Origin of the sequence: uncultured Oscillibacter sp., from assembly GCF_910579365.1 — a bacterium.
Taxonomy (GTDB): domain Bacteria; phylum Bacillota; class Clostridia; order Oscillospirales; family Oscillospiraceae; genus Oscillibacter.
The window spans coordinates 1-14,381 of record NZ_CAJTUX010000035.1; the positions used below are offsets into that span (position 1 = coordinate 1).

The 14,381-nt window shown below is 62.5% G+C and carries 16 protein-coding genes; 7 read left to right on the forward strand and 9 right to left on the reverse strand.

The window, feature by feature from the left end; genetic code table 11:
• Together QZ329_RS09355 and QZ329_RS09360 are read right to left on the reverse strand one after the other, a co-directional pair.
• On the reverse strand, positions 1-168 hold a 168-nt coding region (locus tag QZ329_RS09355), incomplete at its 3' end, for a DUF1540 domain-containing protein (RefSeq protein ID WP_295751666.1).
• A 291-nt stretch (positions 169-459) separates the two neighbouring features.
• Positions 460-1,020 (reverse strand): hypothetical protein, encoded by a 561-nt coding sequence (locus QZ329_RS09360; RefSeq protein WP_295751575.1) that lies wholly within the window; start codon positions 1,018-1,020, stop codon positions 460-462.
• A 284-nt stretch (positions 1,021-1,304) separates the two neighbouring features.
• Here QZ329_RS09360 and QZ329_RS09365 point away from each other — a divergent pair, with 284 nt between their 5' ends.
• Entirely contained in the window at positions 1,305-2,678 is a 1,374-nt protein-coding gene (locus QZ329_RS09365; RefSeq protein WP_295751578.1) for a trypsin-like peptidase domain-containing protein, read from the forward strand.
• A gap of 210 nt (positions 2,679-2,888) precedes the next feature.
• Here QZ329_RS09365 and QZ329_RS09370 read toward each other — a convergent pair whose 3' ends face one another.
• Together QZ329_RS09370 and QZ329_RS09375 are read right to left on the reverse strand one after the other, a co-directional pair.
• Positions 2,889-3,548 carry an HAD family phosphatase gene (locus QZ329_RS09370; protein ID WP_295751581.1) on the reverse strand — a complete coding sequence of 220 codons (660 nt, stop codon included), beginning with the start codon at positions 3,546-3,548 and terminating at the stop codon, positions 2,889-2,891.
• On the reverse strand, positions 3,526-4,164 hold the full coding sequence (locus tag QZ329_RS09375) for a DNA-3-methyladenine glycosylase (protein ID WP_295751585.1): 639 nt from the start codon (positions 4,162-4,164) through the stop codon (positions 3,526-3,528). The genes QZ329_RS09370 and QZ329_RS09375 overlap by 23 nt, the downstream gene beginning before the upstream one ends.
• A gap of 88 nt (positions 4,165-4,252) precedes the next feature.
• On the opposite strand from QZ329_RS09375, the gene QZ329_RS09380 reads away from it, so the two are divergent.
• The 3 genes from QZ329_RS09380 (at position 4,253) to QZ329_RS09390 (ending at position 6,637) form a co-directional block, all read left to right on the forward strand.
• Positions 4,253-5,161, forward strand: coding sequence for a DMT family transporter (locus QZ329_RS09380; protein ID WP_295751588.1), 909 nt, complete (start codon positions 4,253-4,255; stop codon positions 5,159-5,161).
• 88 nt (positions 5,162-5,249) lie between these two features.
• Complete coding sequence (locus tag QZ329_RS09385; RefSeq protein ID WP_295751590.1) at positions 5,250-5,969, forward strand: WecB/TagA/CpsF family glycosyltransferase; 720 nt, start codon at positions 5,250-5,252, stop codon at positions 5,967-5,969.
• Positions 5,966-6,637, forward strand: a complete 672-nt coding sequence (locus tag QZ329_RS09390) for a thymidylate kinase (RefSeq protein ID WP_295751593.1) — start codon at positions 5,966-5,968, stop codon at positions 6,635-6,637. Before QZ329_RS09385 ends, QZ329_RS09390 begins: the two co-directional genes overlap by 4 nt.
• A 44-nt stretch (positions 6,638-6,681) precedes the next feature.
• On the opposite strand, the gene QZ329_RS09395 is transcribed toward QZ329_RS09390, so the two are convergent.
• On the reverse strand, positions 6,682-6,942 hold the full coding sequence (locus QZ329_RS09395) for a hypothetical protein (RefSeq protein ID WP_295751596.1): 261 nt from the start codon (positions 6,940-6,942) through the stop codon (positions 6,682-6,684).
• 137 nt (positions 6,943-7,079) lie between these two features.
• Between QZ329_RS09395 and mltG the strand changes: the two genes are divergently transcribed.
• Genes mltG through QZ329_RS09410 form a run of 3 tightly spaced genes read left to right on the forward strand, consistent with a single transcriptional unit; the run spans position 7,080 to position 10,884 of the window.
• Complete coding sequence (mltG, locus tag QZ329_RS09400) at positions 7,080-8,249, forward strand: endolytic transglycosylase MltG (RefSeq protein WP_295751598.1); 1,170 nt, start codon at positions 7,080-7,082, stop codon at positions 8,247-8,249.
• Entirely contained in the window at positions 8,239-9,456 is a 1,218-nt protein-coding gene (locus tag QZ329_RS09405) for a U32 family peptidase (RefSeq protein WP_295751601.1), read from the forward strand. The genes mltG and QZ329_RS09405 overlap by 11 nt, the downstream gene beginning before the upstream one ends.
• Before the next feature lie 30 nt (positions 9,457-9,486).
• A complete protein-coding gene (locus QZ329_RS09410) occupies positions 9,487-10,884 on the forward strand; it encodes an FAD-binding protein (protein WP_295751603.1) in 1,398 nt (465 codons plus the stop codon).
• Between the two features lie 206 nt (positions 10,885-11,090).
• Here the strand turns inward: QZ329_RS09410 and QZ329_RS09415 are convergent, their stop codons facing one another.
• The 4 genes from QZ329_RS09415 to QZ329_RS09430 form a co-directional block, all read right to left on the reverse strand.
• Positions 11,091-12,143, reverse strand: a complete 1,053-nt coding sequence (locus QZ329_RS09415) for a helix-turn-helix domain-containing protein (RefSeq protein ID WP_295751606.1) — start codon at positions 12,141-12,143, stop codon at positions 11,091-11,093.
• A 372-nt stretch (positions 12,144-12,515) separates the two neighbouring features.
• A complete protein-coding gene (locus QZ329_RS09420; RefSeq protein WP_295751610.1) occupies positions 12,516-13,427 on the reverse strand; it encodes an NlpC/P60 family protein in 912 nt (303 codons plus the stop codon).
• An 87-nt stretch (positions 13,428-13,514) separates the two neighbouring features.
• A complete protein-coding gene (locus tag QZ329_RS09425) occupies positions 13,515-13,823 on the reverse strand; it encodes a hypothetical protein (protein ID WP_295751613.1) in 309 nt (102 codons plus the stop codon).
• 219 nt (positions 13,824-14,042) lie between these two features.
• Positions 14,043-14,288, reverse strand: a complete 246-nt coding sequence (locus tag QZ329_RS09430; RefSeq protein ID WP_295751616.1) for an IreB family regulatory phosphoprotein — start codon at positions 14,286-14,288, stop codon at positions 14,043-14,045.
• Positions 14,289-14,381: the final 93 nt, after the last annotated feature.

Here is a 14,381-nt window from a genome sequence, read left to right on the forward strand (position 1 = left end):
GTCGGTGCACTCCACCATGGTGGGGTTGGTCTCATGGGTGCCCACCTGAATGGTGCTCAGGCCGCAGTAGCCGGTGTCCTGGCAGTGGTTGGCGCAGTTGTTCACCGTGCACTTGATGCTCTGGTTGGGCGTGCAGGCGCAGCCGCCGTTGGTGCAGTCCTTGGTCATGAGTTTGGTCCTCCCGCGTGAAGATTTTCAAGGCGCCGGGGTCCGCCGTTCTTCCCCAGTGTGAAGAGGCCCCGACGCCGTCTCCACGTTTGATGAAAGCCCGCCGTTCCATCAGCGCTCTCCTAGTGTGCGCTTTGACGTGGGGAGTATGCGCGGTTTGAGACGGTGAAAAAATTGGCATCAAACTTCAAAGGTGACGCGTTGGAACTAAGAGGGGCAAGGTCCTTTGCGCGGCAAAAAAGGGACCGCCTTTCGACGGTCCCGGAGCTGCTGGAAAACGGGGAAGGCGCTTTATTGGGCGGCGAGGCAGGAGCCGTCGCAGAACCCTGCTGCATGGTCATAGCCGCAGTAAGGGACGCCGCCGTGGGAGTGCCGCCCGGTAAGGTTGCAGCCCTCCACAGTGCAAAGCGCGCGGCAGGAGCCGTCGCAGAAGCCCGCCTCATGGTCATAGCCGCAGTAAGAGACGCCGCCATGGACATGCCGTCCGGCGAGGGCGCAGCCCTCCACAGTGCAAAGCGCGCGGCAGGAGCCGTCGCAGAAGCCCGCCTCATGGTCATAGCCGCAGTAGGAGACGCCGCCATGGACATGCCGTCCGGCGAGGGCGCAGCCCTCCACGGCGCAAAGAGCGCGGCAGTTGTTGTCGCAGACGCCGCTCTCGTGGTGATAGCCGCAGTAGGAGACGCCGCCGTGAACGTGCCGTCCGGCCGCCGCGCAGCCCTCCGCCTGGCAGACGGCGACCGCCCGCTGGACGCGCTGGCCGTGGCATCCGCCGCCGTGATGGCCGTGGGCGGAGACCGGCAGCGTCAGAAGGGCCAGAGCCAGAGCGCAGAGCAAAACCCGTTTGATTCGCATGATGGATACCTCCCCAAATTTTGCAAAGAAGCCTATTTTTATGATAGCATGGGGAGGCCCCGCTGGCAAGACCCAATCGTTCAAAATTTCTTTAAATCCCTTTCAGTAATTTTTAAGTTCTCCGGTCTATACTAAGGCCATGAACTCAAGAGAACGGCGGTCCCAAACGAGGAACGCCGCAGAATTCAAAAACCGGACAATCTCAGTTCACACGTTCGACACGATTTCCTGTTATCTTATCTTCTAAGAAAAGAAAAACCTGGATACATAATAAGGAGGAAGCCATGATGTATAACGACGAGAACAATCTTTACAATTACACCTACCGCAAGGACGGCAGCGAGCTCTCCCACCAGCGGGAAACCGTCCGTCCCGGAGAACAGCCCGGCCCCCAGGGGCCTGAATTGGAGAGGAAGCCTGTGAAGAAGAACCGCTTGGGCCTGAAAATTACCGCCCTGGCCCTGAGCTGCGCCCTGCTGGGCGGCGCGGCGGGAGGCGGGGCCGTGTGGGCCGTTTCCCGGACCGCCCAGAACGAAAGCGAGATCAACGTCTCCAGCCGCCCCGCCACGCAGGTGGCCCTCCGCACCGTGGACGGGAAGACCTCCCTCAGCGACGCGGAGGTCTACGCCGCCAACGTCAACAGCGTAGTATCCATCCGCACCTCCGCCACCGCCGGGTATAACTTTTACGGCCAGCCGGTGCAGACGGCCTCCGCCGGGTCCGGCTTCGTGCTGAGCAAGGACGGCTACATTCTCACCAACTACCATGTGGTGAAGAACGCGGAGACCGTCACCGTCACCCTGTATAACGGCGACGAGTACGAGGCCAAATATATCGGCGGCGAGGAGGACTACGACATCGCCGTCATCAAGGTGGAGGCGGAGGACCTCCAGCCCGTCACCCTGGGAGACAGCTCGCTGCTGAACGTGGGGGACCACGTCTTGGCCATCGGCAACCCCCTGGGCGAGCTGACCTTCTCCATGAGCGGCGGCATGGTCTCCTGCGTGGACCGGGCCATCAACGTGGATGGGACGCCCTTCAACATGATTCAGACGGACACCTCCATCAACCCCGGCAACTCCGGCGGCCCCCTCTTCAACCAGTACGGCGAGGTGGTGGGCATCGTCTCGGCCAAGTACTCGCAGTCCTCCAACGGCACCACGGTGGAGGGCCTGGGCTTCGCGATTCCCATGAACGACGTGTTCTCCATGGTGAAGGACATCATGACCAACGGCTATGTCTCCAACCGGGCGTACCTTGGCATCACGCCCCAGACCCTGACCGAGGGTACGGCGGCCCAGTTCCACTATGACGTGACCGCCGGCGTATTCATCAACTACGTGGAGCCCGACAGCGCCGCCGACAAGGCGGGCCTCAGAATGGGCGACGTGATTACCAAGGTGGACGGCACGGACATTAAAACCGTGGAGGACCTGAACCTGGCCAAGAAAAAGTACTCCGCCGGGGACACGGCCACGCTGGAGGTCTACCGCCCCGACGGGACCATTACCGTGGAAATCACCTGGGGCGCGGCCCCCAAGGAGGAGCAGGCCCAACAGCAGCAGACCCAGCAGAGCCAGAACAGCGGAAACGACCGCTACAGCTACGGAAACGGCGGCTACGACCCCTTTGACATGTTCCGGTACTTCTTCGGCTGAGAGAACCGGGGGGCCTGAAAGAAGGATACGTCCTCCCGCGCCTGGAGGCGGCTTCGCGGCAAGAGCTGCGGCAAGGCAAAAAAGCCGCCATGCGGCGGGCGGGGATGGTGTATATAGATGAGGCAGGGCGGGACTACCCGCCGGAATGGTGAAACGCCATATAGAAGCAAAGTGCGGGAGGGCCGGATGTCCGGGCCTCCCGCGTCGTATTCAGTTCCGTTTCCCTCGCTCCGGTATCCAGAGAAGCTCTTCAAAGCTCTTGATATACACGTCGCAAAACCCCCGCATTTCCGTCTCGTCGTGAGCAAAGAGCCCGTCGTGGACCCCCACCACCCGCATTCCGGCGGCCCGGGCCCCCTGGCAGGCGGCGAGACTGTCGTCAAAAACCGTGCAGTCCTCCGACCGCACCCCCGCGGCCCGGGCGGCGGCCTGCCAGATGTCCGGCTTTCGCTTCTCCAGCCCCAGCTCCTGGGCGAAGCTGACCCGCTCGAAGTATTTCTCCAGCCCCAGGGCTCCCAGGGCCATGTGGCAGTGCTCCGGCACGCTGGAGGTCACCACGGCCATCCGCCGCCCCTCGGCCCGGCACTGCTTCAGATAAGCCCGGACGCCGGGCTTTACCGGCACGCGGGCGTAGGAGTCCTCCGCCAGCTCCATCCACTCGGCCACGATCTCCTCACAGGACTCGGAGAGCTTGCAGAACTCCCGGGTGAACTTCGCCGCCAGGGGCAGGGGGACGTGGGCCACGCCCTCGTAATAGGCGTGGGTGTATTTCATCCCCCGGCGGGCCAGGAATTCCCGGTCCACCTTCTTCCAGATGCCGTTGGAGTCGGTAAGGACGCCGTCCATATCAAAGAAAAACATGACGCTCATTCTCCTGTTCCAGCCGGAAGCGCCAGGGAAAATCCCGGGCCTCCTCCGCGTAATCCACCCCGATCCGGGGGCCGGCGACGATGCGCTCCCGCTCTGGGGGGACGAAGGGGGGCAGGCCCGCGTCCTCCGGCGCGTCGCAGAGGAACAGCGTGTCCCCCGTCAAATCCAGCCCGTTCTCCGCCCGGGTCAGCCCCAGGGCCCGGCAGACCTTGCCGGGACCGTTGAGGAAGTTCTTTTGCCGGTAGGGCGTCATGGGCTTGTCCCCATAGCGGCGGCGGGCCATGGACTCCGCCCCCGCCGCGGGCTGAAGGGCCCGGAGAAGGACGGCGGCCGGCTCGCCCTCAGGCTCCGTGACGAAATTCAGGCAGTGATACATGCCGTAAATAAGATAGATATACGCCGTTCCCGGCGGGGCGAAAAGGGTCTGCGTCCGGGCCGTGCGGCGGTAGTGGTAGGCGTGGCAGGCCTTGTCGCAGCGGCCCACGTAGGCCTCGGTCTCCACGATGCGCCCCGCCAGGGTCTCCCCGTCCAGGCGGCGGATCAGGTATTTGCCCAACAGCTTTTGCGCGGTTTCCACCGTGTCCTGGGCGTAGAATTCCCGGGAAAGCCTTGCCATTTCCTCACCTCGGTGTTAAAATACAAATTTGCGCGGCCTTGCGTCCGCATCTTTACTATATCACAGATCACAAAATGGAGCAAGGGAAATGAAAGTCAACAGAGTTCGTCAAAATGTCCTGCCGCTGTTCACAGCCCTGATCTGGGGCACCGCCTTTGTGGCGCAGAGCGTGGGCGCGGAGTATATGGGACCCTTTACCTTCAACACCGCCAGGGCGGTGATCGCCTTCTTCTTCCTGCTGTGCCTCTGCGGCCTCCGGGGGCTTTACCGCCGCAAAACGGGCGGCGCGTCCCCCGCCGGGTCCCGGCGGGACCTGCTTCTGGGGGGCCTTTGCTGCGGCGCGGCGCTGGCGGTGGCCAGCTTTTTCCAGCAGAAGGGACTGGAGACCACCACCCCCGGCAAGGCGGGCTTCATCACGGCGCTGTACATCGTGCTGGTGCCCCTGGCGGGGCTGCTCTTTGGGAAAAAGGCGCCCCGGGCCGTGTGGCTGGGGGTGATGCTGGCGGTGGCGGGGCTGTACTGCCTCTGCGTCACGGAGAGCTTTTCCATCACAGGTGGGGATTTCTACGTGCTGGTCTGCGCCTTCTGCTTCACGGTGCAGATTCTGGCGGTGGACCACTTCACCAACAAGGTGGACGGCGTGGCCCTGTCCTGCGCCCAGTTTTTGGTCATGACCCTGTTCTCCGCCGCCGGGGCGCTGACGGAGACCCTGCCGCCCCTGGAGCTTTTGCCCCAGTGCCTGGGGCCGGTGCTGTATGTGGGCGTGTTCTCCAGCGGCGTGGCGTACACCCTTCAGATTCTGGCCCAGAAGGACTCGGACCCGGCGGTGGTCTCGCTGCTGATGAGCATGGAGTCCGTCTTCGCCGCCGTGGCCGGGGCGCTGATTCTGGGGAACCGGATGAGCGGCCGGGAGTATCTGGGCTGTGCCCTGATGCTGGCGGCGGTGGTGCTGGCGCAGCTGCCCTTCCCCCTGCGGAGGCGGACGGAGGCGGCCTGAGATTTGGCGATGGACAAGCGGTTTAAGCTATGCTATAATGGCCGTATAATGGTAATGATATGCTTATCTGCCCAAATGAGGTGATGGTTTGCGAATCAACGTGCTTGGCGTGGGCTTTGACAACGTAACCATGGACGAGGCCCTGGACCGGGGCATGGAGCTGCTCCGCAGCCCCGGCGTCCATTATGTGGTCACGCCCAACCCGGAGATCGTGGAGCTCTGCCGGGAAAATCTCGCCGCCCGGCAGGCGGTGAACGAGGCGGACCTGGTGCTGCCCGACGGCATCGGCGTGGTCAAGGGCGCGCGGATGCTGGGAACGCCCCTGAAGGAGAAGGTGCCCGGCATCGAGTTTGCCTCCGGGCTGATGGAGCGCATGGCCCGGGAGGGGATGTCCCTCTATCTCCTGGGGGCCAAGCCCGGCGTGGCGGAGCTGGCCGGAAAGCGGCTGGCGGAGCGGTATCCCGGACTGCGGATCGCCGGGACCCGGGACGGCTATTTTCAGGAGGACGCCCCCGTGGTCCAGGATATCCGGGAGAGCGGGGCGGACTGCGTGTTCGTCTGCCTGGGGGCCCCGAAGCAGGAGCTCTGGATGGCCAAGCACGGCGAGGCCGCGGGAGCGCGCCTCCTCTGCGGCCTGGGCGGCAGCCTGGATGTCTTCGCCGGAGTGGTGGAGCGGGCCCCCAAATTCTGGTCCGACCATGGGCTGGAGTGGTTTTACCGTCTGTGCAAGGACCCCCGGAGGGCCCGGCGGATGGTGAAGCTGCCGCTGTTCCTGGTCCATGTGGAGAGGGAGAAGCGGCGGAGATGAGGGGAAGGCTGATCGTGCTGGAGGGCACCGACGGCTCCGGCAAGGCCACCCAGGCGGGGCTGCTTCTGCGGAGCCTGGAGGAGGCGGGGGTTCCCTGCCGGGAGATTGACTTTCCCCGGTATGGCAACCCCTTCGCCGAGCCCGCGAATCTGTATCTCCACGGCGCGCTGGGGGGGAAGCCCGGCGATGTCAATGCCTGCGCCGCGTCCGTCATGTTCGCGGTGGACCGCTTTGCCTCCTATAAGGAGGACTGGGGCCGGTTTTATGAGTCCGGCGGCGTGATTGTGGCCAACCGCTACACCACGTCCAACGCCGTTCACCAGGCCTCCAAGCTGCCGCCGGAGGAACGGCAGGCCTTTTTGGACTGGCTCTTTGATCTGGAGTACCGCCGTCTGGGACTGCCGGAGCCGGATCTGGTGCTGTACCTGGACATGCCCACGGAGGCGGCGGGCCGGCTGATGCGCCGCCGGGAGCGGGAGACGAATACCCAGGCCGACATCCACGAGCAGGACGCCGCCTATCTCCGCCTCTGCCGGGAGAGCGCCCGGGAAATCGGAGCGGCCCAGGGCTGGACGGTGATAAACTGCGCCGCCGGCGGCGCTCCCCGGACGCCGGAGGACATCCACGCCGAGGTAGCCGCCCTGGTGCGGGACTGCCTGTCCCAATGAGGGCGCGGCAAAGGCGGGACCCGCGTCCCGCCCCGCCGGAGAATTCAGCAGCAGGTATCGTTGCACCCGCAGCTGCATCCGTTGTTGCAGCCGCAGCTGCAATTGCACCCGCAGCCGCAGTTGCACCCGCAGCCGTTGCCGCAGCCGCAGTTGCAGCCATTGTTGCAGCCATTGTTGCAGCCGCAGTTCCAGTTGCTGCCGCCCCAGCCCCAGCTGTTGCCGCCGCCGCAGCCGCAGCAGCAGAACAGGATGATGATCAGGACGATCCACAGGCACCCGTTGTCGTTTCCGTTGTTAAAACACATATGCAGTCACCTCTCTTGGATTTGAGATATTCTATGCTGCCGGCCCGCGCCGGGAGCCTGACCTTTTGAAATTCATCCTGTCCTTTTTTCACGGGGGATTTTCAAAGGAGCGCGCCACGCGCAAGGAGGTTTTCAAGATGGCCGATTTCAAAAACAGCGATACCGCCAGCTGGGACGCGGGACAGGTCCGCCGGGAGGCGCCCCATCCCCCCCGGCAGCGGAAGCGCCGCCGGAGAAGACGGAGAATGCACCCGCTGCTGTTCCTTCTCCTGCATCTGATCTTCGTGGCGCTGGCCTCGGCGCTGCTGGGCTGCGCCGGGTGGCTGCTGTTCAGCGATTTCTGCTCCTTCAACCGCGCCGGCATGCCCATAGAGGAGATGGAGGTGGAGGTAACGGCGGAGGATACGGTGGACACGGTGGCCGACAAGCTGAAAAACGCGGGTCTTATCGAGTACACCTGGTTCTTCAAGCTCTACGCCAACGTCACCGGCGCGGAGGAAAAGATCGGCATGGGCACCCACACCCTGAATACCGACATGGATTACCACGCCCTGGTGCTGGGAATGCGGAGCGCGGCGGGGAACATGAGCAAGGACACCGTCCAGGTCACCATCCCCGAGGGCTACACCGTGGCCAGGACCATTGCCCTGCTGGCCAAGAACGGCGTCAACACTGAGGCGGCCCTTCTTGAGGCGGCCCAGACCGCCGACTTTGAGTACGACTTCATTGACAACGAGTCTGAGGATATCAGCCGCCTGGAGGGCTATCTCTTCCCGGACACCTACGAGTTCTACGTGGGGGAAAAGCCCGCCAATGCCCTGAACCGTCTTATCAAAAACTTCAACAGCAAGCTGGACGACGAGCTGCTGGCGGCGGCGGAGGCCAGGGGCTATAGCCTGCGGGAGATCATCACCATCGCCTCCCTCATCGAGCGGGAAACTGACGGTACCGACCAGGCCCGCATTGCCTCCGTCATCTACAACCGCCTGGACGGTCCCGGCAACAAGGCCGGAACCAATGGCCTTTTGCAGGTGGACGCCGCCCTGCTCTACGGTCTTCCGGACCACGAGGGGGCCATCACCCAGGCGGACCTGGAGGCGGATACCCCCTACAACCTCTATAAATACCCGGGTCTGCCCCCCACGCCCATCGCCAACCCCGGCCTGACCGCCATCGAGGCCGCCCTCCAGCCGGAGGAGACAGGCTACTATTACTACGCCTTGGGCAAGGACGGCAAGCACCACTATTTCGAGACCTACAACGAGCACCTGAACTTTGTGAACAGCGGCGAGTACCATGGGAATTAAAACACCGGAACTTCTGGCCCCGGCGGGGGACCTGGAGCGCCTCCGCATGGCGGTCCTCTATGGGGCGGACGCCGTGTACCTGGCGGGAGCGGACTTCGGGATGCGGGCCTTCGCGGGGAACTTCTCCCCCGAGGGCCTGACGGAGGCCGTGTCCTTCGCCCACGCCCACGGCGTCCGGGTCCACTGCACCGTGAACACCATGCCCCGGAATGAGGAGATGGACCGCCTCCCCGCCCATCTGGAGCGGCTGGAGGCCGCCGGGGTGGACGCCGTGATTCTGGCGGACCTGGGGGCTTTTCAGCTGGCGGGGCGGTACGCCCCCCACGCCGCCCGCCATGTCTCCACCCAGGCCGGCGTCACGAATTATGAGGCCGCCCGGGCCTGGCACGACCTGGGGGCCAGCCGGGTTATCCTGGCCCGGGAGCTGAGCCTGGAGGAAATCCGCACCATCCGGGACAAGACGCCCCCCTCCCTGGAGCTGGAGGCCTTCGTCCACGGCGCCATGTGCGTCAGCTACTCCGGGCGGTGCCTTCTGAGCAATTATATGACGGGCCGGGACTCCAGCCGGGGGGCCTGCGCCCAGCCCTGCCGGTACAAATACGCCCTCGTGGAGGAGAAGCGTCCCGGCGAGTTCTTCCCCATCGAGGAGGACGGCGGCGGGGCCTACATCCTGAACTCCCGGGACATGTGCATGATCGACCATCTGGAGGACCTCCGCTTCCTGGACAGCCTGAAGATCGAGGGCCGGGCCAAATCCGCCTATTACGCCGCCGTCGTGACCGCCGCCTATCGCCGCGGGCTGGACGCTCTGGCGGCGGGGGAACCCATGGACCCCGTCTGGCGGGACGAGGTGGAGCACGTCAGCCACCGGCCCTACTCCACCGGGTTTTTCTACGGTCCGCCGGGCCAGTATTATGACGACGCCCGCTATGTCCGGCAGTGGCAGGTGGCCGCGCTGATTACAGACTGCGACGGCCGGGGAAACGCCGTGCTGTCCCTGCGGAACAAATTCCGAACCGGAGATACCGTTGAGCTGGTGGGACCGAACCTCCGGCCCTTTGAGATGACGGTTCCGGAGATGACGGACGAGGAGGGCCTTCCCCTCTTCGAGCCCCGGACGCCTCAGAGCGTCTTTCACATGAAGCTGCCCCGGCAGGTGCCCCCCTGGACCATCGTCCGCCGGGCGGTGGACCTGTCGGCCAAATGAGTCAAGAATCTTTATAAAGGAGAAGCCGCTATGAACGCAGACGTTGTAATCGTTGGTGCCGGACCTGCCGGTATTTTCACCGCCCTGGAGATGCTGAAAAAAGGCAGCAGGCAGAAGATCGTCATGGTGGAGAAGGGGCAGAGCATTGAGAACCGCCGCTGCCCCAAGAGCCAGACGAACAAGTGCGTAAACTGCAAGCCCTATTGCCATATCACCACCGGCTTCTCCGGCGCGGGGGCCTTCTCCGACGGGAAGCTGTCCCTGAGCTATGAGGTGGGGGGAGACCTGCCCAACCTCATCGGTACGGACCTGGCCCAGGAGACCATTCACTACGCGGACCAGATCTATCTGGATTTCGGCGCGGACACCCATATCGAAGGTCTGGAGTACCCGGAGGACCGCAAGGAGATTCGCAAGCGGGCCATCCAGGCGGGACTCAAGCTGGTGGACTGTCCCATCCGTCACATGGGCACGGAGAAGGCCCATGACATCTACCTTGGCATCGAGCAGTACTTACAGAACAACGGGGTGGAAATCCTCTTCGGCTGGGAATGCCAGAATCTCATTTTGGAGAACGACGTCTGCAGGGGCGTCACCGTCTCCGACCGGCGGACGGACATGGAGATCACCGCCAAACACACCGTCGTCGCCACCGGCCGCCGGGGGGCGGACTGGCTGGAGAAGCTCTGCGCGGAGCACAACATCGCCCATGCCCCCGGCACCGTGGACATCGGCGTCCGGGTGGAGGTCCGGAACGAGGTGATGGAGATGGTGAACCGGGTGCTCTACGAGTCCAAGCTGGTGGGCTGGCCCCGGCCCTTCAAGAACAAAGTCCGGACCTTCTGCCAGAATCCCGGCGGCTTTGTCAGCCAGGAGAACTACGACAACGACCTGGCCGTGGTCAACGGCCATTCCTACAAGGAGTACAAGAGCGACAACACGAATCTCTCCATCCTCTGCTCCCACAATTTCAGCATCCCCTTTAACCAGCCCATTGCCTACGCCCAGAAGGTTGGCGAGCTGACCAACATGCTGGGCAACGGGCAGATTCTGGTCCAGCGCTTCGGCGACATTCTGGACGGCAAGCGGACGTGGCAGAAGGAGCTGGCCCAGTCCAACATCCGGCCCACCCTGCCGGATGTGGTGGCGGGGGACATCACCGCCGCCATGCCCTACCGGGCCATGGTGAACATCATCAACTTCATTCAGGCCATGGACTATGTGGTGCCGGGCTTTGCGTCCTATGAGACGCTGCTGTATTCCCCGGAGCTGAAGTTCTACTCCAACCGGGTGAAGATGGACACGGACTTCAACACCAGCCTCCAGGGCCTCCACTGCCTGGGGGACTCCTCCGGCTGGACCCGGGGACTGATGATGTCCTCCGCCATGGGCGTCCTCATGGGCCGCAAGCTGGCGGAAGAGGGCTGACCTGCTTTTCTTGAAAGAAAAGCAGGCAAAAGAACCTTCGCCCGCATTGGCTGTCTGGCAGGGAATCGGGCTGGAGCGGCGGCGATGAAGTCCGCGCTATTGGAGGCGAAAAAATCAGGGCCGTCCAGGCCCTGATTTTTGCTGTACGGGGGTTCGTACGCCGGTGGACTTTGCCCGCCTGAAAGATAACTTTGCTATTTTTCAGATTATTTGGCCATATACTGCGGGGGAAGGACATCCCCGCCTTCCCTTCTGTCCTCCGGCAGGTCTGTGTTTCCCTCCTCGCCGGCGGACACAGGAAATACCCGGACAAGGCACTCTGCGGTCTGGTCCTTCCAGCTGGCGGTGATGATGGCGGTGCCCTCACCTTCTATGAATACCGTCCCGGTGTTGGACACCCGGGCCACATCGGGGGTGGAGGACGTCCACTCCACTTCCGCGAAGGGGGCTCCGTAGGCCTTCAGAATGTAATGGCCCGTATCGCCCGCTGCCGCGTGGATTTCGTCAGAGCTCAAGGAGAGGATTCCCGGCATTTCCGGGGACTTCTGAAACGAGGGGGCCGCCGTGACATTCAGCGTCTCCGTGACCCGCAGATTTCCGCCGCATTCCAGCACCACCTCCAGGTGCCCCATCAGGTCCTCCGGGATATCCCAGGCAAAGAGGGCGAAGTCCCTGCCGTCGTAAACCGCCTGGACCGCGATTTGTTCCCGGCGATCGAAGGTCTCCGTCCCTGCGGGAGTCAGGAACAAGGAGACGGCGTTGACAGAGTTTTCCGCGCCGTTCTCGAACGCCGTCATCACCAATACCCGTTCTCCGGCGGTGAAGGCGTTCCACCCATCCCCCAGGTCCGGCTGGAGAGGGGCGGCGTCCGCATCAAAAAAGTAGACGCCGGTGATATACGGTTCCGAGGGGCGCGGCGCGTCGGTATGCGAGTTCGGCTTGAGGAGCACAAACATCACATTTGCCAGCAGCGCAAGCAGCACCAGCACCCCCAGGACCAAAAGCACCACCCGCCTCCAGTTCCAAAAGGGCGTTTTGGGCGCGGGCTGGGAGACGGCTTGGATAGGGGCCTCCTCCGGCGCGGGAAATGTGATTCCCAGCACCTCCTTCAACAGCTCCAGATTCTCCGGACTGGGGACCGACGCCCCCAGCTCCCACTTGCTGACGGCCTGACGGCTAACCTCCAGCTTTTCCGCCAGGTCCTCCTGGGTGAGCCCCAGACCCTCCCGGGCCTGTCTGATGATCTCCGCAATGCTCATTTCATTTCTCCTTTCGGCATTTGCAAAACCTGTTTTTATGGCCAGTATAGCAGGTTGCGCCGGTTGCGTCCACCAACCAAGGCCGCAACCGGCCCGGTTGCCGTCGAAAAAGCCAGCGCGTCCTCCGGACTGCGAAGCGCGCAAACGTTCTTTTTGCTTCCTTTTTCTTTCAAGAAAAAGGAAGCGCGCCTCTGGATTATGGAGGACGCGGACTGCGGGAGCCGTGTCGCTTTCCTTGAAAGGAAAGTAATTAAAGGAACTTTCGCTCGCTCCGGAGGTTTGGCGGCGGACCGGGACGAAGCGGCGGCGACGGGAATCCAGCGCAAAAAGGCGGCGCGGTGAAAACCGCGCCGCCTTGAGCTTGTCCCAAAATCAGATATGGATACCGCCCACGAAGTATGTATTGTAGTAGCCATCCGTCAGGTCGGAGTAGATCACGCCGCCGCTCCGGGAGGAGGAGGAGTGAATCATCTGCCCGCCGCCGACGTAGATGCCCGCGTGGGAGCACGCCTTTCCGGCGTTGCGGCTGGGGTCGTTGAAGAACACCAGATCGCCGGGCTGGAGCTCACCCAGGCTGTAAACCCGGGTGCCCAGGCCGCTCTGCCACTGGCCGGTGGCCGTGTGGGGCAGGGAGACGCCGAACTGCTTGTACACATACATAGTAAAGCCGGAGCAGTCAAAGCCGCCAGGGGCCGCGCCGCCGTAACGATACCGGGTGCCCAGGAACTGCCGGGCGAAGTCCACGATGCTGCTGTCGCCCACGCTGGCGCCGGGGGTCAGGGGGGTCTCGTTGGTCAGGCTGATGTAGTCGCTGCGGACGTAACCGTCGCCGTATGTACCGGTGATGCTGTACCAGCCGTTCTCAATGCCGGTGACGGTGACGCCGCTGCCCAGGCCCAGGTTGTTCACGATTTCGCTGTCAATGTTGGCCTCCGCCCGGACGTTGACGCCCCGGGCATTGATCCGGCCGTAGTACTCGAACTCCGTCTCCTCGCTCATGGTGAAGAAGTCGGCGGAGACATAGCCGTCGTCGCCGTTGTGGGCCACGTGATACCAGCCGTCGGCCTCGCCCAGGACGGCGATGGTCCAGTCCTTGTCCAGCATGGTGAGGACGGAGGCGTCCAGCGAGGGGGCGGACCGGAGACGAAGGGAGGAGCCGGTGGTCTTGCCGATGCCAATCACCAGATCGTCGCCCTCGGCGGCGAAGACGGAGACGGCCAGAAACATCATCGTAATCATGGAGAGCGCCAGAACCTTGGCGGCCTTTCCTGCAAGTCGATTCATGGGAGTACGCTTCCTTTCTCGTATCTTTTGTAAAACGGTTGGGTGAAGCGGCTGACGCCATTTCTTCGGTTTTTTCGGAAAAGCCCGTTACTTCTCCTTGCCCGCCAGGGCCCGGTTCAGCCAGACGGCGGCGATGTCCATCGCGGCGTACAGGCTGTCCTTTTCGCTTTTCTTGACGACGCGGTCTCTGGACTTCAGCTGCGGGTCCGTGAGCTGGAGCTGAATGGAGACCTTAGTGGCAAGCTCCAGATCCTGCTCCTTCCTGGTGTCCAGCACCTGCATCATGATAATATATTTTTCGGCCATCGTGCCGTAGTAGATCAGATTGCCCGCCCTGCGGAGGGGATGGCCCTTATATACAAGGCCTTCGGTTTTGCTGTTCTTGCTCCCAGCCATAAAAAACCTCCTTGAAAAATTTTGTAACCAAATTGTAACATCTTTTTCCCGTTTTGTCAACATTCGATTCTGAGCAATTTGACGAAAAAACAGAGCATCATTCAGCTAAAACTGACAAAAAATAAAAATCCCACGGACAGCTCCCGACGCCCCTTCGGGCGGCCAGCTGGTTTCCGTGGGATTTCAGTCGAAATTGGTGACAGATTGTTACTCTTTTTGTTACTGACCCAGATACTTCCGCACCAGGACCTGAAGCAGTTCGTCCCGGTCCACCTTGCGGATCAGGGTGCGGGCGTTGTTGTGGTTGGTGATATAGGTGGGGTCCTCGGACAGAATATAACCCACAATCTGGTTGATGGGATTATAGCCCTTTTCCTCCAGCGATTTGTAGACCGAGGAGAGAATTTGATGAATCTCCGCGTCCTTTTCCAAAGCGAGGCTGAATTTTCTGGTGAAATCGTCCATAGAAACACCACCTTCCTTTCTGAATCATCTCTAGTATACTCGATTTTTGGCGGACTGTAAAGGGTTTCGCGGGGAATTTTACGAAAGATTTTT